The organism is Aureimonas sp. AU20 (assembly GCF_001442755.1).
In the GTDB taxonomy this organism is placed as follows: domain Bacteria; phylum Pseudomonadota; class Alphaproteobacteria; order Rhizobiales; family Rhizobiaceae; genus Aureimonas.
This window is the reverse complement of the sequence record NZ_CP006367.1, coordinates 1,194,344-1,216,606: the sequence shown is the minus strand read 5'-3', so window position 1 is coordinate 1,216,606 and position 22,263 is coordinate 1,194,344. Positions and strand designations below refer to the sequence as shown.

The following is a 22,263-nucleotide window of genomic DNA, read 5'->3' as shown; positions in this document are numbered from 1 at the left end:
TGCCCCTGCGCTCGTGGGTCCGATGCTGCCCTTTGCTGCCTGGACCCAGCCGAACGCGACACGGCTCGATGCTCAACAAGGTTTGGTCAGCGCTTTCTAGCAAGTGACGATCGACAGGCGCCTGCCACCCCGTGGTCCCGCGCGCCAAACGCCCTTGCCGCGTTTCCTCTGCCCCGCTAGTTAAGATCCCGCTCACACGGGGTGCCCTTCGGGGCTGAGAGGCGCTACGGCCCAACCCGACGAACCTGATCCGGCTCGCACCGGCGGAGGGATGGAGAGCGTCGCGGCACTGGCCCGAGGGCGTTTTCGTTCATCCGAAACCATGGAGAACGGGATGCTTCGCCCTGCCCTCGCCGTCGGACTTCTGGCCTCCCTCGCGGGTCTTTCCCCCGCCCTGGCGCAGGACAGCGGCAAGCCCGTCCTCACCGTCTATACCTATGAGAGCTTCGTGCCGGACTGGGGTCCCGGCCCCAAGGTCGAGGCGGCCTTCGAGGCCGAATGCGGCTGCGACCTGCGCTTCGTCGGGTTGGAGGATGGCGTCGCCATTCTCAACCGGCTGAAGCTGGAGGGCGAGAGCACGCAGGCCGATGTCGCGCTCGGCCTCACCGCGGAGCTGGTGCCGGAGTTCAAGAAGACCGGGCTATTCGCGCCGTCCGGCGTCGATCTGTCACCGCTCGCCATTCCCGGCGGCTTCTCGGACGATGTCTTCGTGCCCTTCGACTATTCCTATCTCGCCTTCGTCTACGACACGGAGGTGGTGAAGACCCCGCCCGCCAGCCTGGACGAGCTGGTGAACGGCGATCCCGAGCAGAAGATCGCGATCCAAGATCCGCGCACCTCGACGCCGGGCCTCGGCTTTCTCCTTTGGATGAAGGCGGTCTATGGCGATGGCGCCGAGGAAAAGTGGCGCACGCTTTCGCGGCGCATCCTGACCGTGACGCCCGGCTGGAGCGAGGCCTATGGCCTCTTCACCAAGGGCGAGGTGCCGATGGTCCTCTCCTACACCACCTCCCCCGCCTATCATCAGATCGAGGAAGGCACCGAGCGCTACAAGGCGGCGGCCTTCTCGGAGGGGCACTATCTCCAGGTGGAGCTTGCGGGCCGGCTGCGCACGTCGAAACAGCCCGAGCTCGCGCAGCGCTTCCTCGCCTTCACCCTGACGCCTGCTTTCCAGAAGCTGATCCCGACCGGCAATTGGGCCCTACCCGCCACCAAACCCGCCGAGCCGCTGCCGCCGGCCTTCGAAACGCTGGTGCAGCCGGCCAAGCCGCTGGCGATCGATGCCGAGACGGTGGCCACCCATCGCGAAGCCTGGACGGCCGAATGGCTTCGCGCGCTGGGGCGTTGAGCGGGCAGAGACTGATCGCCGGCTTGTCGGCGACCTTTTCCCCGCGCGCGCTCGGGCCATTCCTTTGAACGAGGGCGCCGAGCAGGACCGCTTGTTTCTATCTGCTGCCGACCGGCGCTTTCGGCGCGGGGCGGCGCTGGGTGCGCTTGCGCTCGTTCTGGCCTTCCTGTTCGCGCCCTTCCTGATCCTGGGCACCGGGACGGAGGGGCTGTCGCCGGCGCTGGCGAGCCTCACCGATTCCTATATCCTAGGCGTCATCCGCTTCACGCTGACCCAGGCGATCCTCTCGACGCTGCTGTCGCTCCTGTTCGGCGTTCCCTTCGCCCTGGCGCTGCATCGCAACCGCCTGCCCGGCCACGCGCTTCTCCTGAAGCTTCTGCTCCTGCCGCAGGCGCTGCCCGTGCTGGTCGGCGCGCTGGGGCTCGTCACGGTGTTCGGGCGAAACGGCGTGGTGGCGGATCTCATGGTCTGGGCCGGGCTTCCCCGCCCCTCGATCTACGGCCTGCCCGGAATCCTAATCGCCCATGTCTTCTTCAACATGCCGCTGGTGACGCGCATGGCGCTGGGCGGGTTGCAGGCGGTGCCGGCGGAAAGCTGGAAGCTCGCGGGCCAATTGGCGCTGTCGCCGCTCGCGACATTTCGCCTCGTGGAGGCGTTGGCGCTCCGCGCCGTGCTGCCGGGCGCGGCCGCCCTCGTCTTCATGCTCTGCTTCACGAGCTTCACCCTGGTTCTGGTGCTCGGCGGCGGGCCGGCGGGGACGACGCTGCAGGTCGCGATCTATCAGGCGCTGCGCTATGATTTCGCGCCCGGCCGCGCGCTGGCGCTGGCCTTGGCGCAGGTCGCCCTCGTCGCGCTGTTCCTGCTGCCGACGATCTTGGCGCGCGCGGGCGGGGCTCTTGGCGGCTTTGGACTCGGCGCGCCGGAGCGCCGCTTCGACCCGCCCGCCCCGCTGAAACGCGCCGCCGATTGGCTGGTGCTGACCCTTGGGCTCCTGTTTCTCCTAGCGCCCTTCGCCGCGATCGTCTGGAGCGGATTGCAGGCCGATCTCGGCAGGCTCGTCGCCGATCCGCAGTTCCAGCGTGCTGCGCTGACCAGCCTCGCCATCGCCGGCAGCGCGACGGTGCTGGGTCTCGCCTTGTCGCTGGCGCTCGTCCTGTCCTCCGGCCTGTCCGGCAGGCTTGGGCTGGTCCTGCGCCTCGTGCCGGCGCTCGGGCTCGTGGTGCCCTCCATCGTCATCGGGGCCGGTTGGTTTCTGGCGCTCCGACTTCTTGGGGATGTCACGCGCTTCGCGCCCTTCGTTGCGGTGCTCTCCAACGCCATGGTGATCCTGCCCTATGCCACGCGCATTCTGGCGCCGGAGGCCGAGGCGGCGGCCGTTCGGACCGGGCGTCTGGCGTCCAGCCTCGGCCTTCGCGGCTGGGCGCGGCTGCGCCATGTGGAACTCGCCGCGCTGCGCCGGCCGCTGGCGCTCGCGGCGTCTTTGGGTCTTGCGACGGCGCTGGGCGATCTTGGCTCGGTCGCGCTGTTCGGGAGCCAGGATTTCGTGACGCTGCCGACCCTGCTTCTTCAGCGCATGGGGTCCTACCGCTCCACCGACGCGGAAGGTCTGGCGCTGCTCCTGGGCGCGCTCTGCCTCGGTCTCATCTTCCTCGCTGAACGCGGATTTCAGGAAAGGGGGGCCGCATGACGGCGATCGAGCTGGATGGCGTGACGCACCGCTACGAGGGCGCCGAAATGCGTTTCGACCTCGCAGTGGGAACAGGCGAATGGCTGGCGCTGATCGGCCCGTCGGGTGCCGGCAAGTCGACGCTGCTCGATCTCGTCGCCGGGTTCCTGCGGCCGGAATCGGGCACGGTCCGGCTTCAAGGGGTGGACCGGACGCGGGACGAGCCCGCCACGCGGCCGATCAGCATGATGTTTCAGGACAACAACCTATTTGCCCATCTGACGGCCGAGGAGAATGTCGCGATCGGCATCGAACCCCACGCCCGGCTTGGCCGCGCCGCGCGCGAGCGGGCCAGGTCGGCGCTGGCCGAGGTCGGGCTGGAAGGCTTCGCCAAGCGGCGGCCGTCGGACATGTCGGGCGGCGAGCGCCAGCGCGTCGCGCTCGCCCGCGTCATCCTGCGCGAGCGGCCCATTCTGCTTCTGGACGAACCCTTCGCCGCGCTGGGGCCGGCGCTGCGGGCCGAGATGCTGGCGCTCGTTGCGTCCCTGCGCACCCGAAGCCCCCGGCCGCCGACCATCGTCATGGTGACGCACCACCCGGACGACGCGCGCGGCTTTGCCGACCGGCTCGCCTTTCTGGAAGACGGGCATATCCGCCTGACCGGGCCGGTGGCCGAGCTTCTCGACCGGAGCGCGGACCCGCGACTTCGGGCCTATCTCGGCGAGCGCGCCCCGCCACGCGAAGGCCTCTGACGCAACCTCAAGGGGAAGTGATGCGAGGTATTCTGCGAAGCCCAACGTCGGTGCGAGGACGCAACGGCGATGCACTCGCCTTCGAAAGCCCGAGGCATCCCGACCGCCCGGCGCTGGAAACCGTAATTTGGTCCTTTTCCCAAGGCATCGCGAAAAGAAACGACCCATGTGTCGTTTTGAAATTCTGTGTGACGCGCCAACCCTTTCGCGGTGCGGCGGGTCTGGGATAGATCAGGTCGATCTCGCAGGAACGTTACCGCAGGGAATCGTCGGACATGGTGCATGAGGTTTCGCCGCTCGGCGTCGCACGAACCAGCTCGATGGTTCGCCGCGCGCTCAAGGGGGCGATCGTCGCGGGGCCGCTCTGGTTTCTCGCCGGCTGCACCACTCTGGGTGCCGGGCTGGAGGAAGCGGCCGTCAGTCCCGACGTGCAGTCGGGCTATCTGCCGGGGCAGAGCCGGCAGCCCGTGTCGTTCGACGCGGTGCAGGCCTCCGACCCGCAATCGACCATCGGCAAGTCCCAGCATCCCAAGATCCTGACCGCCTATGGCGGCGCCTATTCCGATCCCAAGCTCGAGCTGATGCTGGCCGGCATCGTCGGCAAGCTCGCCGCCGTGTCGGAGGACCCGAACCGCGCCTATCGCATTACCGTCCTCAACTCGCCCAACATCAACGCCTTCGCCCTGCCCGGCGGCTTTCTCTACGTGACGCGCGGCCTGCTCGCGCTTGCCAACGACTCGGCCGAAGTGGCGGCCGTGCTGGCCCACGAGATGGGCCACGTGCGCGCCAATCACGGCATCGAGCGCCAGCAGCGCGAGGAGGCGGCGGAGCTTGCCGGGCGTGTCGTGTCCGAGGTCCTGTCCAGCGACACGGCGGCGCGGGCGGCCCTGGCGCGCGGGCGGCTGAACCTTGCCAGCTTCTCGCGCAATCAGGAGCTTCAGGCCGACGCGATGGGCATCAAGCAGACGGGCGATGCCGGCTACGATCCTTATGCCGCCGCCCGATTCCTGAAGGCGATGGACAGTTTCTCCAATTTCCGCAACGCCTTCCAGGCCACCAATCCGCAGCTCGACTTTCTCGCTTCGCACCCTGCCGCGCCGCAGCGCATGGAGCTGGCGCGCCGGCACGCGGCTGTCTTCGGGCCGGAAGGCACGGGCGTGACCGATCGCAACCGATATCTCAACGGCATCGACGGCATGCTGTTCGGCGACACGGCGTCGGAAGGCTATGTGCGCGCCCGCACCTTCTACCATCCCGGCCTCGGCATCACCTTCTCGGTGCCCGAAGGCTTCGTGATCGACAACACGGCCGAAGCGGTTCTGGCCACTGGCCCAGGCGACACGGCCGTGCGCTTCGACGGCATCGCCGTGCCGGAATCGACCAGTTTGACCGACTATATCCAGAGCGGTTGGGTCGGCGGTCTCGACAAGACGTCGATCCGCACCATTCAGGTGAACGGGTTGCCGGCCGTGACGGCGCAGGCCGCCGGCGGGTCCTATGTGTTCAACGTCACGGTGATCCGCATCGGCGGGCAGGTCTATCGCTTCCTGACCGCCCTGCCGGCGGACTCGTCCAGCCGGCTCGCCGGCATTTCCGGTGGCATCGCCCAGTCGTTCCGGCTTCTCTCGCCGGCCGAGCGCGACAATCTGAAACCCTTGCGCATCCGCATCGTCACCGCCAAGGCCGGCGACACGGAAGCCTCGATCGCCAATCGCATCCAGGGCGTGGATCGCAAGGTGGACATGTTCCGTCTGCTGAACGACATGACCGCCGACAGCGAAGTGGAACCGGGCGAGCGCTACAAGATCGTCGCGGAGTAGGGCCGACTTCGACGAGCCGAACCTGCCCAACGAAAAGGCCGCCTTTCGGCGGCCTTTCTCATTTCAAGACCGGAGCGAACCTGCCTTCTAGCTGATGAAGGCGGCCTCGTCCGGGTTGGCCTTGAGAAGCGCGGCGCGGAGCTTTTCCAGAGCGCGGGTCTCGATCTGGCGCACGCGCTCCTTGGAGATGCCGAGCTTGGAGCCGAGCGCTTCCAGCGTCGCGCCCTCGTCCTGCAGGCGGCGTTCGCGGATGATTTTCAACTCGCGCTCGCTGAGAACATCCAGCGCGGAGCGCAGCCAGATGACGCGGCGCTCGTCGTCGATCGAGGCGGACACCATCTCGTCCGGCAGCGGCTCGTTGGAGACGAGGAAGTCCTGACGGTCGGCCGAGCCGGACTCGTCTTCCATCAGCGGGGCGTTGAGCGAGGAGTCGGGGCCGGACAAGCGCGAGTCCATCAATGCCACGTCGCCCTCGGACACTTTCAGCGCCGTCGCGATTTCCTTGTACATCTCCGTGCCCGACAGGCTCTCGCTGCCCTGGCTGAGACGGGCGCGCAGACGACGCAGGTTGAAGAACAGCGCCTTCTGGGCGGACGAGGTGCCACCTCGCACGATCGACCAGTTGCGCAGGATGTAATCTTGGATCGAGGCACGGATCCACCAGGTGGCGTAGGTGGAGAAGCGCACTTCCCGCTCCGGCTCGAACCGGGCGGCGGCTTCCAGCAGGCCGACATGGCCTTCCTGGATCAGGTCGTTCATCGCCAGACCGAAATGGCGGAACTTCGAAGCCATGGAGATCACGAGTCGCATATGCGACGAGGTGATCTTGTGAAGCGCCTCCTGATCCTGGTTCTCCTTCCAGCGCACGGCCAGCTCGTATTCCTCCTCCCTCGCCAGATAGGGAGCAGCCATTGCGGCCTGAATGAGGTGGCGACGCGTGGACTGGGACTTCATGGCGGGAACCTTCCGAGGACGTCGAAAACACAGATCACATGGGACAGCGCCAGCCCGGGGCACACGCCGTCCTTCATGAGCTAAAATGCGTGTCTCGACGGAAGGTTCCGGCAACCGGAAACTTTTTTGCGCAAGATAGCGCATTATTTTCAAGGTCAAGGAGAAGGGGGAAAAGCATGGGGAGTCATGGCTCGACCCATGTTTCGGTCGTATCAGGTCTTGACGCATAAGAAAAGCCGGCCAGGAGTCTGGCCGGCTTTTTCAAGGGAAGCGCAGAAGCGAAAGGGCCTTAGGCGGCTTCTTCCTGCTCGGCTTCGGCGACGAGATCGTCCTCGCCTTCGCCTTCCGACTCGTCCTCGTCCAGAACCTTGGCGTTGCGCTTGGGGTTCTTGTTGAGGTTGGTCTCGATCAGGCGAACCGCCTCGGTCTCGCTGACCTCGTTCACGGCGGCGAGTTCGCGCGCCATGCGGCCGAGCGCGGCTTCATAGAGCTGGCGTTCGGAATAGGACTGCTCGGGCTGCGATTCGGCGCGATAGAGATCGCGCACCACCTCGGCGATGGCGATCAGATCGCCGGAATTAATCTTGGCGTCGTATTCCTGCGCACGACGGCTCCACATGGTGCGCTTCACGCGGGCCCGGCCCTGGACGACCTTCAGGGCGCGTTCCACGAAATCCGTTTCGGACAGCTTGCGCATCCCGACCTGCTCGGCCTTGGCGACCGGCACCTTGAGACGCATCTTGTCCTTCTCGAAGTCGATCACGAAGAGTTCGAGCTTCATGCCCGCGACCACCTGCTCTTCGATCGCCACGATCTGGCCCACGCCGTGAGCGGGGTAGACGATGCTCTCGCCGGTCTTGAAACCCTGACGCTGGGAGGTCTTCTTCTGATTGCTCATACGCTGGTAAACTCCCTGTTGTGCAGAGCGACGAAGGCCGCTATGCACGGCACGACCGCAAGGCCGCGGACTGAGCGTGCCGACCCGAATGAGCCGGTGCAGTCTGGACCTCCGGGACCGACCTTCACGACGACCAAGCGACAGCCCGCCTGAGCGGTGGCGGTCGCAGGACGCGGACGTTCGGGAAGACCTTTCGGAAGCGCCGTGAGCGTCGGCCGGATGCGAGCATTCGGCGGCAACGTTCGACTGTTGCAGAAATAATACCCTCTTCCGATCAAAAATTCAACCAAAATGCGCACCTCTAGACGCACGCACGCGCGCATCTTTCGCGTGTGCGAAAGAGAATGCGTCGCCGCCGGCCGACCGGAGGGCATTCGAGGGGTGACGGGCCGGGTTGAACGACCGCTGGTGATCCGCCCAGGCCGCTCGGGCTCGGCCGAGGCGGCCCGCCCATGGCGGCACACGAAACCGACGTTAGAAGCAGGCGACGCCGGGATCAAGCGGCAAGTCGCCTCCCCTGTCCCGAAGCTTGCGTCCCGGTCTCGAAACCGGAACTAGGCCTTGAGCCCATAGACGTGCCGCCTGCTCGCGCGCAACGCTTGAGGAACATGGGCGGCGATCCTGGACTTCGAGACCGGTTCTGCGAGACCCAGACTGGCAGGCGGCTTGCTCGGTCAACCAAGCCATCGGGCCGGACTGTGCAGATACCCGCGCGCCGCCCCACCCTCGCGGAGGCGAACGCTTTACCGCCAAAGGATGTCCGTCAAAAGTCTCACCCGTCCGTTCGGGAGGGCGAGACCCTGGTGTCCTCAGTCGCCCTGCCCCGGAGCAGTGGAGAAGAACTTCTCTAGCTTGCCGTCGACGCCGTCCATCTCCTTGGCGTCCGCCGGTGCGTCGCGCTTCACGGTGATGTTGGGCCACTGCGTGGCATAATCGGCATTCAGCTTCAGCCACTGGTCGAGATTGGGCTCGGTGTCGGGCTTGATCGCCTCGGCCGGGCATTCCGGCTCGCAGACGCCGCAGTCGATGCATTCGTCGGGATGAATGACCAGCATGTTCTCGCCTTCGTAGAAGCAGTCCACCGGACAGACTTCCACGCAGTCCATGTACTTGCAGCGAATGCAGTTGTCGGTGACGACATAGGTCATGGCATGTTCCCGAAACTGAGCGCCCAATCCGTGCCGCACGGACCCTGGCCCGGAAAGAACGCTCTCTTGAGGAGATGGCGAGACGCCACGCCGAAATCGGGGACGCTTCGCAAGGACGCGAGGATCGGCCGCGCCCGGTTGATGGCGGAGGTAGCCCCTCGCAGCCCCGCTGGCAAGGGACTCCTTGCTCTAATTGCCGCCAATGCGGGAAGGATCGTCCTCGCCCTGACAAAGCGCCGCAGGGTGTTGGACGGAAGGCGACATGGCTCGCAACCGCTCGGCTCCATCAATACCAGATGCGCTGGGGTGAACGGACCGGCGACAGCGCCAGCTAGGAACACGAAACAAAACCTGCGAGCAGGAATGCGAGAGACTTGGGTCCCTCACGGGGGTGAAGCGCAGTCGAGGCGGGCGGCTTAGCTTAAGCGCTCACGATGAAGTAACCCGACAAGGGACCCACCCGATCGACCCCCGGGAGCCTTTATCCCGAGTTTCCAGACCGAAACTGCCGTCAATTCTCCTCGCCGGCCGCCTCGTCCTCGGCGCCGACGAGATCGCTGAGGTCCCCGTCGTCCGCTCGGCGCTGGGCCGGCGGCGTCAGATCCTCGAACAGGCGCGCCGCTTCGCTGGCCGGGCCACGGCGTAGGCCCGAGTCCAACACGCGAAGCACGCGGACGCGCTCATGCACGGAGATGGTGAGAACGTCGCCAGGCCGCACGATGCGAGCGGCATGGCCGATCTTTTCGCGATTGACGCGCACGGCGCCGGACACCGCGAGCTTTTGGGCCAGAGAGCGCGATTTGACGACGCGCGCGAAGAACAGCCACTTGTCGATGCGCTGTTCGCCGCCTGCCACCATGCGTCCTCCGGCCTCCTTACTTCAGCTTGTCCTTGAGCGCCGCGAGCTTGGCGAAGGGGCTGTCGGGATCGATCGGCTTCCCCTTGTTGTCGGAGCGACGCGGCTCGTGACCGCCGCCGTTCCGACCAGCATCGCGCTCGGGCTTGGCGTGGGCCTTGCCGCCGCCGCGCGGACCGCCGAAACGCTCCTCCCGGCTGCCGCCCTCGCCGCCTCGGCCCTGCTCGCGCGGGCCGTCGTGGCGGGCGCCCTCGCGCCGCTCACCACCGCCTTTGCCGCCAAAGCGCTGGCCGCGACCCTCGCCACCGCCTTCGCCCCGACCGGCACCCTGGCCTTGGCCCTGCCCCTGGCCCTGGCCGCCGCGCCCGAAGCGCTGGCGGTTGTCGGGACGCGCCTCGCCGGCTTCCCCGACCGGCGCTTCGCCGGCACGAGGCCCGGCCGAGCGACCGCCACCGCCATGACGGCCCGGGCCACGTGCGCCGGGCGCACCGCGCCCCTGGCCGCGGCTGCGGTTCTCGCCGCGATAGGGACGCCAGACCTGAACGAGCTTGGCCGGCTCGGCCGGCTCCAGATCGGCCACCGTCCCCGCATCTTCAGGTGTCGGCTCCGACAGGGCGGTCTCGATCGGCGTTTCCTGCGCGACGGGATCGGACACGGAACCGGCAGAATGGACCTCAACTTCGTCGGCGCTCGACACCGGCTCGTCGCTGAGGATCGAATCGACCGGACGCGGATCGTCGCCCGAAACGGCGGCGAGTTCATCGTCCTGCAGCGCCGCGCCTGGCTGCATGGCGGGCTGCAGATCGGACGCGGACAGGCTCTCGACTGAGGCCAGAGGCTCGGCGACCGCGTCTTCCGAAGCGATCCCATCCTGCGCCGGCACGTCGCCGAGAAGCGCGAGCGTCGCGCCCTCTTCGAGGATCTTGGCGTCGTCCGCGCTGACCTCAGCGGACTGGCGATTGGCGGCCTGCGCGGCGAGAGCCGCCTCATCCTGGCGTGCGATGGTGGACTCCACCTCGCGCTGATCGATACCTTGCGAGCGGTAGCCGAGACCCTTCAGGATCTCGTCCATGTCGTCGGCCGTGGCGCCGAGGATCGACATCATGGCGGGCGTCACCAGGAACTCGCGCCCGTTATAGGCGCCGTCCGGCCGCTTGCCGGTGCCGGGGTTCCAGGCGAGCGCAGGGCGGATCAGATCGGCCAAGCGCTCCAGAATGTCGATGCGCACCGCGCGACGGCCGAGCAGGCGATAGCCCGCCAGCGAATAGAAGATCGGGTCGAAGGTCGCGTCCGGCTGAACCGAGGTGCGGCCGGTGGCGAGAAGCTGCGTCACCTCGCCGAAGCCCGCGCGCTCGCGCCCGTCGTTGGCGACGGACCAAAGCAGCGTCATCAGGGCGGCGGGGGCCGGCTTCACCAGAGCGGGAAGAAAGATGTGATAGGCGCCGAAGCGAACGCCGAGGCGGCGCAGCGCCGCGCGCGCGTCCTGGTCGAGGCCGCGCACCTCTTCGGAGATGTCGCGGCGCTGGATCAGGCCGAAATTCTCGTAGAGGCGGAAGGCGATGCCCCGTGCCGTGCCGTCCACGCCCTCGGGCTCGCGCAGGTCGGCGAGCGGCTTGAGGATGGTCGAGATCTGGTAGGTGACGAAGCGCTCGACCCGCTGGGCGACCTTGTCGCGCGCCGGGCCGGTAAGCCCGTCGTCGGCCAGGAGCACGGTGCGCGGACGCAGCGGGTCCTCGCCGGCCGCGAGCGAGGCGACCGGCGCGCCGAGCCAGCGCACGAGCGCGTCGCTGCCCAGCGCCAGATCGCCGTTCGGCGCATTGAAGAACCGCTCGGCCCGCTTGTCGTACTCGCCCGCCAAGGCTTTCTGCGAGGCGGCGCGAACGGCTTTGGCGTCGGGCCCGTCGGACTTGGTGTCCGGCGTGAACCTGAACCCTTGCAGCTCGCCCACAAGGTGGCCCTCCACGAGCACCGTGCCGTCGCTGCCGATTTCAGCTTCCATGAATGCGTTCTCTCTCAGCCGCTTCATCAGGACGCTTGTCCTGCGATCTACGAAGCGTTTCGTCAACCGCTCGTGAAGCGCGTCCGACAATCGATCTTCGATTGCCCGTGTGTTTTCCTGCCAGTGTGTCGGATCAGACAGCCAGCCGGGGCGATGGGAAATATAGGTCCACGTACGGATTTCGGCGATCCGCTGCGAGAGCGTGTCGATGTCGCCCTCGGTGGAATCGGCGCGCCGCACCTGCGAGGCCATGTAGTCTTCCGCCACCGCGCCGCGCCGCACCAGATCGCCGTAGATCGAGGCGATGATCTCGGCGTGCTGAGCGGGTGCGATGCGGCGATAGTCGGGAAGCTTGCAGGCTTCCCATAGCAGTTCGACGTTCTTGGCCCCCTTGGCCGCTGCCATAACACCCTCGTCGCGCGTCAGGAAGTCCAGCGCGCGCTGGTCCACCGCCGGAAGCGCGCGAACCAGCATCTCGTCCGGCGGAAGCGCGTCCAGGCTGCGCTTCAGAGCGTCGATCGAGGCGAAGTCGAGCTGGCGCGAGCGCCATTGCAGAACCTTCACCGAGTCGAAATGGTGCGATTCCAGCGCCTCCACCAGCTCCTGGGGCAGCGGATCGACCCGGCCGGTGACGCCGAACGTGCCGTCGCGCACGTGGCGACCGGCGCGGCCGGCGATCTGACCGTATTCGGACGGGGTCAGCTGGCGATACTGGAACCCGTCATATTTCCAGTCCTGCGCGAAGGCGACATGATCGACGTCGAGATTGAGCCCCATGCCGATCGCGTCGGTGGCGACAAGGAACTCGACCTCGCCGTTCTGATAAAGCTCCACCTGCTTGTTGCGCGTGCGCGGCGACAAGGCGCCGAGAACCACGGCCGCCCCGCCGCGCTGGCGCCGGATCAGCTCGGCGATCGCATAGACCTCCTCGGCGGAGAAGGCGACGATGGCCGAGCGGCGCGGCAGGCGCGTGATCTTCTTGGAGCCGGCATAAAGGAGCTGCGACATGCGCGGGCGCGTCACGCACTGGATGCCCGGCAGCAGCCGCTCCAGGACGCCGCGCATCGTGGCCGAGCCGAGAAGCAGCGTTTCGGAGCGGCCGCGCGTGTGAAGGATGCGGTCAGTGAAGATGTGGCCACGCTCGAGATCGCCGGCCAGCTGCACCTCGTCGATCGCGACGAACTCGGCCGGCGTCTCGCGCGGCATCGCTTCGACCGTGCAGACCTGATAGCGCGCGTTGGGCGGCTTGATCTTCTCCTCGCCCGTGATGAGCGAGACGGCGCCGATGCCGACGCGCTCCACCACGCGTTGATAGACCTCGCGCGCGAGCAGGCGCAGCGGCAGGCCGATGACGCCGGAGGAATGCGCCACCATCCGCTCGATCGCCAGAAAGGTCTTGCCGGTGTTGGTGGGTCCCAGAACGGCGGTGACGCCGCGCCCGTCGAAACGAGAGGCCGGCCGCTTGTCCTTGGAGGGGGTAATGCGCATGTCCATCATGGTCGGACCATAGGTGGGTTCGCGTCCGGGAAACGCAAACGATTCTGTTCCGGAAGTTGCGCAGCCACGCCCGGGTGGGCGGCACGCAGGGCTCCGCCGGCCAGAAGCGCTCCGACAAGCGAAAGCCGCCCCGCCTCGAAGGCGCAAGCGGCTTTCGGTGAAAGGGCGGAGACTGGGGTCAGCGAACGTCCAGAACGTCGCCGCTGCGCGCGTCGATGATCACCGTGATGTCGTCGCCTTGGCGATCGCCGCCGTCGACGCGAATGGTGCGGCCCCGGCGGGACACGTTGTCCACGTCGCGCAGGCCCTCGGTGCGGGCGATGCGGATCGCCTCGCGATCGCTGAGCGAGCGGCGGCCCGGAGGCGGGGGCGGCGGGCCATCGCGCCAGTTCGGCGGCGGGCCACGGTCATAGGGGGGCGGGGGCGGCGGGCCGCGCCGGTCGTCGTCGGGCACGACGCGCAGGCCGCCCGGCCCCAGTTCCAGCGACTGCGCCATCGCCGGCAGCGTCGTGGCCAAGGTCAGGACGGCCAGACCTCCCACGCGCAAGAAACGCTTCATCATCTCTCGTCTCCCATGCGCCCCATTGGTGGAGCGCTCACGATTTGGCGACCTGAAAGCCTTGGCCCGGCAGAAAGGTTCCCGTCAAACGAATCGGAGGCCTCCTGCCCTTTTCGCGAGGCGAGCAGGCTTCCGACAGGCTCAGGCTGGAGACACGAAAAAGGCGGCGCCATGGCGCCGCCCGATAGACTGATCGAAATTTCGGCTCAGCGAACGGCCAGCACTTCGCCCGTCCGACGGTCGACATCGACCTGAATATCGTCGCCCTGGCGATCCGTGCCCATAACGCGGAAGCTGTTGCGCATGCGGGTGACGTCGTCCACCTCGCGAACGCCCTGCGAGCGGGCGATGCGCACCGCGTCCCGCTCGCCGATCTCGCGGCCACGGCGGTCGTCGCGGCGCATGTCGTCACGCTGGTTCGGGTTGCGCTGCTGGTTGGGATCGACGAGACGAACGCCATCACGGCCGATCTCGATACCCTGGGCAAGCGAGGGGGCCGCAGTGCCCAGAAGGGCGACGGCGGCGAGAGCCAAGGTCAGGTTCTTGCGGATCATAGGTCGAATCCTCGGAAGGGTCGCAACCTGGCGCGGTTGCTTGTCGCCTCCAAAATGATCAGCCCGTGCTTCGGTTCCCGTTTTCGCGCGGACACCCGATGAGTTTAATGGTTCAACTTCGAGGCTTTCGGCGAAAACTGGCTCGCCGAAAGCAGAATTGCTGCGATGCCGCAAGGGTCAGGCGAAATACTGACCGCCGTTCACCGTAAGCGTCGAACCGGTGATGAAGCCTGCCTCGTCGGACGCAAGGAAAAGAACCGTGCGGGCGATCTCCTCGGGCTCGCCGAGGCGGCCCACCGGGATCTGCGGCAGGATGCGCTCGTTCAGCACCTTCTCGTCGATGGCGCGCACCATGTCCGTGCCGATATAGCCGGGGCAGATGGCGTTCACGGTGATGCCGACGCGCGCGCCTTCCTGCGCCAGCGCCTTGGTGAAGCCGATGTCGCCGGCCTTGGCGGCGGAATAGTTGACCTGACCCGCCTGGCCCTTCTGGCCGTTGATCGAGGAGATGTTGATGACGCGGCCGAAGCGGCGCTCGCGCATCCCCTCCCAGGCCGGTCGGGTCATGTTGAAGAGGCCGGTGAGATTGGTGTTGATGACGGCGCTCCACTGCTCGGGCGTCATCTTGTGGAACATCGCGTCGCGCGTGATGCCGGCATTGTTGACGAGGATCGCGAGGGGCCCGAGTTCCGCCTCGACCTTCTTGATGCCATCAGTGCAGGACTCGTAGGAGCCGACATCCCATTTGAACACGGCAATCCCCGTCTCGGCCCGAAAAGCCTCGGCCGCCGCGTCGTTGCCGGCGTAGTTGGCCGCCACGGTGTAGCCCGCGCGCTGGAGCGCCTTGGAGACGGCGGCGCCGATGCCCCGCGTTCCACCCGTCACGATCGCCACTTTGCTCATCTGTTTCCTCCGGTTTCTTATGATTGCATCGGACGACACGAAGCGGGCCGCGACCGGGAAGGTCGCGAACCGAAGCGTGGTCGGGAATGGCTGAGAAGAAGCGGCGGAGGAGAGCGGCGCGCCCTCCTCCGCCTTCGAAGCGTCAGAAGCGCTCGAGGCACATGGCGACACCCATGCCGCCGCCGACGCAGAGCGTGGCGAGGCCGCGCTTCACCTCGCGCCGGCGCATCTCGTAGAGAAGCGTGTTGAGGCAGCGGGCGCCGGACGCGCCGATCGGATGGCCGATCGCGATGGCGCCGCCGTTGACGTTGACGATGTCGGGATTCCAGCCGAGATCCTTGTTCACCGCGCAGGCCTGCGCGGCGAAGGCCTCGTTGGCCTCGACGAGCTCGAGATCCTCGATCCGCCAGCCCGCCTTTTCCAGCGCGCGGCGGGACGCGGGGATCGGGCCGGAGCCCATCACGGCCGGATCGACGCCGACAGTGGCGAAGGAGGCGATGCGGGCGAGCGGCGTCAAGCCGCGCCGCGTGGCCTCCTCCTCGGTCATCAGCACCAAGGCGGCCGCACCGTCGTTGATGCCCGACGCGTTGCCGGCGGTGACCGTGCCTTCTTTGTCGAAGGCGGGCTTCAGCTTCTGCACTTTGTCCAGCGTCGTGCCGGGTTTGATGTACTCGTCTTCCTCGACCACCACGTCGCCCTTGCGGCTGGACACGGTAAAGGGAACGATCTCGTCCTTGAAGCGGCCGGCCTTCTGCGCGGCTTCCGCCTTGTTCTGCGAGCGGACGGCGAATTCGTCCTGCTCGTCGCGCGTGATCTGCCACTGGCGGGCGACGTTCTCGGCCGTGTTGCCCATGTGGTAGCCCTGGAAGGCGTCGATCAGGCCGTCCTTCAGCATCGTGTCGATGAACTTCAGGTCGCCCATCTTCTGGCCGGCGCGCAAGTGCGCGGCATGGGGCGCCATGGACATGGACTCCTGCCCGCCTGCAACCACGACGCGCGCATCGCCCGTGGCGATCTGCTGCGCGCCGAGCGCCACGGCGCGAAGGCCCGAGCCGCAGAGCTGGTTGAGCCCCCAGGCCGAAGCCTCCTTCGGCACGCCCGCCTTCATGGCCGCCTGGCGCGCGGGATTCTGCCCTTCGGCCGCCTGGAGGACCTGGCCGAGGATCACCTCGTCCACCTCGCCGGGCTCGACGCCGGCGCGCTTCAGCGCCTCGGTGATGGCGGCGACGCCGAGAAGATGGGCCGGGACGTTGGCGAAGGCTCCGTTGAAGGAGCCGACCGGCGTACGGGCCGCTCCGACGATGACGATCCGCTGCAATGCGCTCATGCCCTGACCCTTCTCTCCCAGTCCTGCCGCCTCTTGCCGGCGGCATTCGGCCCGACCTTTGCAGAGTGGCGCGGAGCCTGTCAAACACAACGGCTGATTTCAATCTCGCCGGCCGGGGAGTGCGCTGCGCTCTCGGCGCGCGAACGGGGATTTCCCAAGAAATTCAGATGGAAAAGTTTGGAATGTCGGCCAAAACATGCCTATCCTTTCGCAAGGGCAGCGAAGAATGGGCCCAAACTCTGGATCGCCTTGGGAGAGAGCGAATGGCACGCAGCAACGAACCGACCGTCATCAAAAAATACGCCAATCGCCGCCTCTACAACACCGGCACCAGCATGTACGTGACGCTCGAGAATCTCGCCGCGATGGTGAAGGGGAACGAGGACTTCGTGGTGCAGGACGCCAAGACGGGTGAGGACATCACCCATTCCGTCCTGACCCAGATCATTTTCGAGCAGGAGAACAAGGGCGGGCAGAACCTCATGCCCATCGCCTTCCTGCGCCAGCTCATCCGCTTCTACGGCGACCAGATGCAGATGGTGATTCCCGCCTATCTCGAACAGTCCATGGCCGCCTTCTCGCGCGAGCAGGAATCCTATCGCCCCACGCCCGGCAGCAATCCGCTGCAGCTGATGGAAACGCAGGTGCGCCGCAACACCGAGATGTTCCGCGAGGCGATGGGCATGTTCAATCCCTTCCTCGCCAGCGCCATGGGCATGCCGGACAAGGGCGGCGCCCGCGCAGCACCCGAGCGCGCGCCCGAGCCGGCGGCGGCCACGCCCACGGCAGACGATTTCAGCGCCATGCGCGAACAGCTCGCCGCCATGCAGCGCCGGCTGGAAGAGATGGACAAGAAGGGCAACTGACGCCTTCCGGCGGGCGTGAGGGCGCGGCTTCGCCGCCCTTCGCCAGCCGGCTCCGGCGTTCGGCCCCAGCGTTCCCCCATACGAAAAAAGCCGGACGCTCGCGCATCCGGCTTTTTCAATGTGTCAGGGTCGCGAGACCCAAGCCTGAAATCAGGCGTCCTGCTTGACCGCGAGGATCTGACGGCCGCGATACATGCCGGACTTCAGGTCGATGTGGTGCGGGCGGCGCAGCTCGCCCGAGTTCTTGTCCTCGACATAGGTCGGGGCCTTCAGCGCGTCGGCCGAACGGCGCATGCCGCGCTTGGAGGGGGAGGTTTTGCGTTTGGGGACGGCCATCGGTTTCTCCGTTCACGTCGGCGGCGCTGAGTTCCGTCGAGGACGAACCGCGTCGAATGGTTGTTGTTCTTGGTTTGGCCGGCGCGGGAGCGCCGCGAAAGCCGATCCCGATCAAACGACCGACCGTCGAAGCCCAGAGGGTTCGAATTCGGCCCTATCGAATTGACGGGAATTCGGCCCTGCCCTTAGCAAAGATGCCTCCCCTTGGAAAGGGGTGAGCCGGTTTTTTACACCCTCAACGCTTATCGGGCACCCAGCACGCAGCCGGTATAGTCGCCCGACGCGCGCGCCCGCGCCTCCACGACCTGCGCCAGACGCCGCAGCCCGGCCGAGGGCCGCGCGGGGTCGCGCGTGCGCGGCGAGGGCAACGTGACGGCGAGAAGCGCGGCCTGCCGGGCGGTGAGCTGCGCGGGCGGCTTGTTGAAATAGAAGCGCGAGGCCGCGCCGATTCCGTAGATGCCGTCGCCCCATTCGGCGATGTTGAGATAGATTTCCATGGTGCGCCGCTTCGACCAGACGAAGTCGGCATAGATCGCCAGCGGCAGTTCCAACCCCTTTCGCAGGAAGGAGCGCCCGTTCCAGAGGAACAGGTTCTTCGCCGTCTGCATGGGGATGGTAGACGCGCCCCGGCTGGCCTCGCCCTCGTTCACCGCCTGATCCACCACCGTGCCCAGCGCGTTCCAGTCGACGCCGCCATGGAAGCAATATTGCCCGTCTTCCGACATCATGACGGAGCTGACCAGAACCGGCGCGATGTCGCCGATCGGCGTCCATTCGCGGTCATAGGGCTGAAAGCTGAAATGCTCGGCCAGCATCAGGGTCGAGACCGGCCGCACGCCGGGAATGGCATAGATCGGAACCAGGGCGGCGGGCAGCGCCGCCAAGCCCACCAGCACCAGAAGCGCGGCATAAAGGGCGCGGCGGATCATCGAGGGCCTGAACGGCCGGGCGCCCGAATCCGGCGTCCCGCTGGCGTCATGGGGATCCACCTCGCGCGTGTCGGCCGCCCATTCGGGCGCGGGAAAGGCCCGCTCCACCGGAAGGCCGGGCTCGCCCCCTCCCCTATCAATCCGGTCGGCCACGCGTCTTGTCCATGATCTCCCCGGGATCGGCGGCAGGATGCCTCTGGCCTCCGTCATAGCAAGGCTTTGGAAACTCGGGCAACGCCCGGCCGAACACGACTTGCGGCAGCGCGCGCCGATTGGCACAGAGACACCACCCATTCGCACCCCCGGCCCTGGAGCCCCCATGACGGACATCGCCGCGCGGCACGCCTTCGAAACCTCGCTCAAGGACGCCGCCGCGCGCATGGAGGCCGCCTTGGAAGCGGCGCTGGCGGGCGACACGGCGCTTCTCGACGGCGCCCCGAACCGGCTCCTCCAGGCCATGCGCCATGGTGCGCTGGGCGGCGGCAAGCGGCTGCGCCCTCTTCTGGTGGAGGCCTCGGCCGCCCTGTTCGGCGCCTCAGCGGACCTGGCGTCCCCGGTCGGCGCGGCGTTGGAATGCATCCATTGCTACTCGCTGGTGCATGACGACCTGCCGGCCATGGACGACGACGACCTGCGCCGGGGCCGGCCCACCGTCCACCGCGCCTTCGACGAGGCAACGGCGATTCTCGCCGGCGACGCGCTGTTGACACTGGCCTTCGGGCTGGTGGCCGAGGCGGAGACGATCGAGCCGGCGGCAAGGCTCAAGCTCGTCGCGCTCCTGTCGCGCGAGGCGGGCGCGGCGGGCATGGCTGGCGGACAGGCGCTGGACCTCGCCGCCGAAACGGAAACGCTCGGCGAAGCCGAGATCGCGCGGATGCAGGCGATGAAGACCGGCGCGCTGATCGCCTTCGCGGCGGAATCGGGCGCGATTCTAGCCGGTGCCAAGCAAGCCGATCGCGCCGCGCTGCGCCGCTACGGCGAGATCGTCGGCCTCGCCTTCCAGCTCGCCGACGATCTGCTGGACGAGACCGCCGACGCCGCGACGCTCGGCAAGGCCACCGGCAAGGATCAGGCGCGCGGCAAGAAGACCTTGCCGGCGCTGCGCGGCCAGGACTGGACGCGGGGCGAACTGGCCCAGCTCGTCGGCGAGGCCGAGGCGCTGCTCGCGCCCTATGGCGAGCGGGCCGATACGCTGAAGCAGATCGCCCGCTTCGTCGCCTTCCGCGATCATTGAGAACCACAAACGAAACCTGCCGGGTCGGCTGGCCGGGTCTTTCGTTCGCTCCTTGCGACCGAACGAATTTCCCCGCCCATCCTCCGCCCGCAGGCATCGTCCCCGGTTCCAAACGCTGCTCCCATTCTCAGGCAGACCGCCGCGATGTCGCGCTCCGAACGGCTTCTGGATCTTCTCGCCCTTCTGCGCCGGCATCGCCAGCCGGTGAGCGGACATGCGCTCGCCGAGACGCTGGGCGTCAGCCTGCGCACGCTTTACCGCGATATCGCCAGCCTTCAGGCGCTGGGTGCCGAGGTCGAGGGCGAGGCCGGTGTCGGCTATGTCCTGCGGCCGGGCTTCCACCTGCCACCCCTGATGTTTCGCCCGGAAGAGCTGGAGGCCCTGGCGCTCGGCTCGCGCTGGGTGGCGGGTCAGGCCGACCCCGCCCTGCGGGATGCCGCCCTCTCGGCCCTGTCGCGCATCGCCGCCGTTTTGCCGCCCGAGCTTCGCGCCGAACTCGACGCGTCCAGCCTCATGGTCGGCCCCGGCAAGACGCGCCTTGCCGATTCCATCGACCCCGCGCTGCTGCGCCTCGCGATCCGGCGCGAGCGCAAGCTGCGCCTTGCCTACCAGGACGCGGCGGGCAGCGCGTCGGATCGCGTGATCTGGCCTTTCGCGCTCGCCTTTTTCGAGGGCGCGCGCATTCTTCTCGGCTGGTGCGAGATGCGCGGCGACTTCCGCCATTTCCGCACCGACCGGATCGCCTCCGCCGAGCTTCTGGACGAGCGCAGCCCCAGGCGAAGAGCGCAGCTTCTGAAGGAATGGCGTCTGTCGCAGGGCATCGTGGCGGATCGGCGTTAGAAGAGCCCATCGCTCGGGACTCGCGAAAGGCAAAGGAAGAAGCGTCATGGAACTCGACGAACGGCATGTGAGCAATGCGATCGCCTTTCGTCGCCGGCTTCATCAGGCGCCCGAAGTCTCGGGCGAAGAGGCGGAGACCGCCGAGGCCGTCGCCGCGCGGCTCGCCGCCTTTCGGCCCGACCAGCTGCTGCGCGGCCTCGGCGGCCATGGCGTGGCAGCGGTGTTCGAGGGCGCGGCGCCGGGGCGGAGCCTGCTGCTTCGCTGCGAGCTGGACGCCCTGCCGATTCAGGAAATCAGCGACGTGCCGCATCGCTCGCGCGTGCCGGGCAAGGGGCATCTGTGCGGCCATGACGGCCATTCGGCGATTCTGACGCTGGTTGCGGCCGAGCTGAGCCGGCGGAGGCCGGCGCGCGGTCGGGTCGTCCTCCTGTTTCAGCCGGCGGAGGAGACCGGCGCCGGCGCGGCGGCGGTGATCGCCGATCCCGCCTTCTCCGCCATCGCGCCCGACATGGCGCTGTCCCTGCACAATTGGCCGGGCCTGTCGCTCGGTGAGGTCGCGCTGCGCGAAGGGCCGGTCAACTGCGCCTCGCGCGGCTTGCGGATCACGCTGTCCGGCAAGACGGCCCATGCTTCCATGCCGCAGGACGGCCTCTCGCCCATGCCGGCGCTCGCCCGGCTCATGCCGGCGCTCGCAGCGCTCGGACCCGGCGGCGCGCTGGACGAGCGCTTCCGCCTCGTCACCGTCACCCATGCGAGGCTGGGCGAGCCCGCCTTCGGCATCGCGCCGGGCGAGGCCGAAATCTGGGCGACGCTGCGAACGCTGCGCAACGAAGCGATGGACGCGCTGGTTCGAGAGGCCGAAGCGCTGGTCGCCGCCGAGGCGGAGGCTGCCGGCCTGCGATACGCGCTCGCCTATGACGATGTGTTCCGCCATTGCGAAAACCACCCCGAGGCGGTCGCGCTGCTGCGCCGCGCGCTCGACGCGGCAGGGATCGCGCATGCGCCGGGCACGCCGATGTATCCGTCGGAGGATTTCGGCCGCTTCGCGGACCTGTCGCCCTCGGCCATGCTCTTTCTCGGCGCCGGCACGGACCATCCGCGCTTGCACAATCCCGACTACGATTTTCCCGACGAGCTCATTGCCATCGGCGCGCGGGTCTTCCTTCGCGCCGCAAGGGAGTTTCTGGAGTAAAGCTCCGCTTCAATCCCTCGGCGCGATCGGCTCCCAGCCCTGCAACAGGGCGAGGTCCGGCAAGGACGCGCGCCAGACATGGCCTTGGAAGGGCTGGTCCTCGCGGCGCGAGATCGGGCGGCCGGCGAGCGCTGAGAGAAGCAGCGCGCCGACCGCGCCATGGGCGACGATCGCGAGATCGCCGCCCTCGTGCCGCTCCGCAATAGTGCGCACGGCGCGGGCAATGCGGCTTTGCGCGTCCACCGCCCGCTCCCAGCCGCGCACGCTCTGCTCGGGCGCGGCGAAGAACGCGTCAGCCACCGCTTCGAACTCGGGCGGCGGCAGGAAGCCGGTGGCGCTGCGATCGTTCTCGCCGAGCGCCCGTTCGGTCTGCACGCCAAGGCCGAAGCGCGCCGCCAGAAGACCCGCCGCCTCGATCGCCTTGGTCTCCGTGCTCGCCCACACGGCGCCGATCCCCTTCAGCTCCTCGCGAGCCGCGAAGTGCCGCATCCGGGCGATGCCGCGTTCGGACAGGTGCCAGCGCTCCACCGGCGTGTGCGGATCGACCACGACCTCCGGGTGGGTGACGAAGAAGAGCGTCGCCAT

Annotated in this window: 20 protein-coding genes and 1 riboswitch; of the genes, 8 read left to right on the top strand and 12 right to left on the bottom strand. The window is 67.7% G+C overall.

The features are described 5' to 3' along the window. Positions 1–187: 187 nt before the first annotated feature. Positions 188–289, top strand: a riboswitch (TPP riboswitch). A gap of 45 nt (positions 290–334) precedes the next feature. The 4 genes from thiB to M673_RS05480 all read left to right on the top strand — a co-directional run bounded on the left by thiB (position 335) and on the right by M673_RS05480 (position 5,586). Then, complete coding sequence (thiB, locus tag M673_RS05495) at positions 335–1,348, top strand: thiamine ABC transporter substrate binding subunit (protein WP_061977685.1); 1,014 nt, start codon at positions 335–337, stop codon at positions 1,346–1,348. A gap of 91 nt (positions 1,349–1,439) precedes the next feature. Beyond that, entirely contained in the window at positions 1,440–3,035 is a 1,596-nt protein-coding gene (locus M673_RS05490; RefSeq protein WP_061977684.1) for an ABC transporter permease subunit, read from the top strand. After that, complete coding sequence (thiQ, locus tag M673_RS05485; RefSeq protein WP_061974279.1) at positions 3,032–3,766, top strand: thiamine ABC transporter ATP-binding protein; 735 nt, start codon at positions 3,032–3,034, stop codon at positions 3,764–3,766. Before M673_RS05490 ends, thiQ begins: the two co-directional genes overlap by 4 nt. A 275-nt stretch (positions 3,767–4,041) precedes the next feature. Beyond that, complete coding sequence (locus M673_RS05480) at positions 4,042–5,586, top strand: M48 family metalloprotease (protein WP_082639187.1); 1,545 nt, start codon at positions 4,042–4,044, stop codon at positions 5,584–5,586. A gap of 87 nt (positions 5,587–5,673) precedes the next feature. Here the strand turns inward: M673_RS05480 and M673_RS05475 are convergent, their stop codons facing one another. The 9 genes from M673_RS05475 to M673_RS05435 all read right to left on the bottom strand — a co-directional run bounded on the left by M673_RS05475 (position 5,674) and on the right by M673_RS05435 (position 16,281). Beyond that, on the bottom strand, positions 5,674–6,540 hold the full coding sequence (locus tag M673_RS05475) for an RNA polymerase factor sigma-32 (protein ID WP_061974277.1): 867 nt from the start codon (positions 6,538–6,540) through the stop codon (positions 5,674–5,676). A gap of 289 nt (positions 6,541–6,829) precedes the next feature. After that, on the bottom strand, positions 6,830–7,438 hold the full coding sequence (locus tag M673_RS05470; RefSeq protein WP_061974275.1) for a CarD family transcriptional regulator: 609 nt from the start codon (positions 7,436–7,438) through the stop codon (positions 6,830–6,832). 809 nt (positions 7,439–8,247) lie between these two features. After that, entirely contained in the window at positions 8,248–8,586 is a 339-nt protein-coding gene (gene fdxA, locus M673_RS05465) for a ferredoxin FdxA (RefSeq protein ID WP_061974273.1), read from the bottom strand. 511 nt (positions 8,587–9,097) lie between these two features. After that, a complete protein-coding gene (locus M673_RS05460; RefSeq protein ID WP_061974271.1) occupies positions 9,098–9,445 on the bottom strand; it encodes an RNA-binding S4 domain-containing protein in 348 nt (115 codons plus the stop codon). A 16-nt stretch (positions 9,446–9,461) separates the two neighbouring features. Continuing rightward, on the bottom strand, positions 9,462–12,929 hold the full coding sequence (locus M673_RS05455; RefSeq protein WP_061977682.1) for a helicase-related protein: 3,468 nt from the start codon (positions 12,927–12,929) through the stop codon (positions 9,462–9,464). A gap of 187 nt (positions 12,930–13,116) precedes the next feature. Further along, on the bottom strand, positions 13,117–13,500 hold the full coding sequence (locus M673_RS05450; RefSeq protein WP_061974269.1) for a hypothetical protein: 384 nt from the start codon (positions 13,498–13,500) through the stop codon (positions 13,117–13,119). 203 nt (positions 13,501–13,703) lie between these two features. Then, positions 13,704–14,051, bottom strand: coding sequence for a hypothetical protein (locus tag M673_RS05445; RefSeq protein ID WP_061974267.1), 348 nt, complete (start codon positions 14,049–14,051; stop codon positions 13,704–13,706). A gap of 177 nt (positions 14,052–14,228) precedes the next feature. Further along, a complete protein-coding gene (gene phbB / locus M673_RS05440) occupies positions 14,229–14,954 on the bottom strand; it encodes an acetoacetyl-CoA reductase (protein ID WP_061974265.1) in 726 nt (241 codons plus the stop codon). A gap of 142 nt (positions 14,955–15,096) precedes the next feature. Next, entirely contained in the window at positions 15,097–16,281 is a 1,185-nt protein-coding gene (locus tag M673_RS05435; RefSeq protein WP_061974263.1) for an acetyl-CoA C-acetyltransferase, read from the bottom strand. A gap of 263 nt (positions 16,282–16,544) precedes the next feature. Between M673_RS05435 and phaR the strand changes: the two genes are divergently transcribed. Then, positions 16,545–17,147 (top strand): polyhydroxyalkanoate synthesis repressor PhaR, encoded by a 603-nt coding sequence (gene phaR / locus M673_RS05430; protein ID WP_061974261.1) that lies wholly within the window; start codon positions 16,545–16,547, stop codon positions 17,145–17,147. A gap of 150 nt (positions 17,148–17,297) precedes the next feature. On the opposite strand, the gene rpmF is transcribed toward phaR, so the two are convergent. After that, positions 17,298–17,483 (bottom strand): 50S ribosomal protein L32, encoded by a 186-nt coding sequence (gene rpmF / locus M673_RS05425; protein WP_019998007.1) that lies wholly within the window; start codon positions 17,481–17,483, stop codon positions 17,298–17,300. 242 nt (positions 17,484–17,725) lie between these two features. Next, complete coding sequence (locus M673_RS05420; RefSeq protein ID WP_061977681.1) at positions 17,726–18,412, bottom strand: biosynthetic peptidoglycan transglycosylase; 687 nt, start codon at positions 18,410–18,412, stop codon at positions 17,726–17,728. A 319-nt stretch (positions 18,413–18,731) separates the two neighbouring features. Here M673_RS05420 and M673_RS05415 point away from each other — a divergent pair, with 319 nt between their 5' ends. The 3 genes from M673_RS05415 to M673_RS05405 all read left to right on the top strand — a co-directional run bounded on the left by M673_RS05415 (position 18,732) and on the right by M673_RS05405 (position 21,678). Then, positions 18,732–19,646 carry a polyprenyl synthetase family protein gene (locus M673_RS05415; RefSeq protein WP_061974259.1) on the top strand — a complete coding sequence of 305 codons (915 nt, stop codon included), beginning with the start codon at positions 18,732–18,734 and terminating at the stop codon, positions 19,644–19,646. 144 nt (positions 19,647–19,790) lie between these two features. Then, complete coding sequence (locus tag M673_RS05410) at positions 19,791–20,486, top strand: helix-turn-helix transcriptional regulator (protein ID WP_061974257.1); 696 nt, start codon at positions 19,791–19,793, stop codon at positions 20,484–20,486. A gap of 46 nt (positions 20,487–20,532) precedes the next feature. Then, a complete protein-coding gene (locus M673_RS05405) occupies positions 20,533–21,678 on the top strand; it encodes an amidohydrolase (protein WP_061974255.1) in 1,146 nt (381 codons plus the stop codon). Between the two features lie 9 nt (positions 21,679–21,687). Here the strand turns inward: M673_RS05405 and M673_RS05400 are convergent, their stop codons facing one another. Beyond that, positions 21,688–22,263, bottom strand: coding sequence for a histidine phosphatase family protein (locus tag M673_RS05400; RefSeq protein ID WP_061974253.1), 576 nt, complete (start codon positions 22,261–22,263; stop codon positions 21,688–21,690).

Excerpts from the sequence above, each read along its gene's own strand:
- M673_RS05410 (WP_061974257.1), top strand. The coding sequence starts at position 19,791 with ATGTCGCGCTCCGAACGGCTTCTGGATCTTCTCGCCCTTCTGCGCCGG.
- M673_RS05405 (WP_061974255.1), top strand. The coding sequence starts at position 20,533 with ATGGAACTCGACGAACGGCATGTGAGCAATGCGATCGCCTTTCGTCGC.
- M673_RS05400 (WP_061974253.1), bottom strand. The coding sequence starts at position 22,263 with ATGGCGACGCTCTTCTTCGTCACCCACCCGGAGGTCGTGGTCGATCCG.
- M673_RS05415 (WP_061974259.1), top strand. The coding sequence starts at position 18,732 with ATGACGGACATCGCCGCGCGGCACGCCTTCGAAACCTCGCTCAAGGAC.
- thiQ (WP_061974279.1), top strand. The coding sequence starts at position 3,032 with ATGACGGCGATCGAGCTGGATGGCGTGACGCACCGCTACGAGGGCGCC.
- M673_RS05475 (WP_061974277.1), bottom strand. The coding sequence starts at position 6,540 with ATGAAGTCCCAGTCCACGCGTCGCCACCTCATTCAGGCCGCAATGGCT.
- phbB (WP_061974265.1), bottom strand. The coding sequence starts at position 14,954 with ATGAGCAAAGTGGCGATCGTGACGGGTGGAACGCGGGGCATCGGCGCC.
- M673_RS05420 (WP_061977681.1), bottom strand. The coding sequence starts at position 18,412 with ATGATCCGCCGCGCCCTTTATGCCGCGCTTCTGGTGCTGGTGGGCTTG.
- thiB (WP_061977685.1), top strand. The coding sequence starts at position 335 with ATGCTTCGCCCTGCCCTCGCCGTCGGACTTCTGGCCTCCCTCGCGGGT.
- M673_RS05445 (WP_061974267.1), bottom strand. The coding sequence starts at position 14,051 with ATGATCCGCAAGAACCTGACCTTGGCTCTCGCCGCCGTCGCCCTTCTG.
- M673_RS05435 (WP_061974263.1), bottom strand. The coding sequence starts at position 16,281 with ATGAGCGCATTGCAGCGGATCGTCATCGTCGGAGCGGCCCGTACGCCG.
- rpmF (WP_019998007.1), bottom strand. The coding sequence starts at position 17,483 with ATGGCCGTCCCCAAACGCAAAACCTCCCCCTCCAAGCGCGGCATGCGC.
- M673_RS05480 (WP_082639187.1), top strand. The coding sequence starts at position 4,042 with ATGGTGCATGAGGTTTCGCCGCTCGGCGTCGCACGAACCAGCTCGATG.
- M673_RS05460 (WP_061974271.1), bottom strand. The coding sequence starts at position 9,445 with ATGGTGGCAGGCGGCGAACAGCGCATCGACAAGTGGCTGTTCTTCGCG.
- phaR (WP_061974261.1), top strand. The coding sequence starts at position 16,545 with ATGGCACGCAGCAACGAACCGACCGTCATCAAAAAATACGCCAATCGC.
- fdxA (WP_061974273.1), bottom strand. The coding sequence starts at position 8,586 with ATGACCTATGTCGTCACCGACAACTGCATTCGCTGCAAGTACATGGAC.
- M673_RS05450 (WP_061974269.1), bottom strand. The coding sequence starts at position 13,500 with ATGATGAAGCGTTTCTTGCGCGTGGGAGGTCTGGCCGTCCTGACCTTG.
- M673_RS05470 (WP_061974275.1), bottom strand. The coding sequence starts at position 7,438 with ATGAGCAATCAGAAGAAGACCTCCCAGCGTCAGGGTTTCAAGACCGGC.
- M673_RS05455 (WP_061977682.1), bottom strand. The coding sequence starts at position 12,929 with ATGCGCATTACCCCCTCCAAGGACAAGCGGCCGGCCTCTCGTTTCGAC.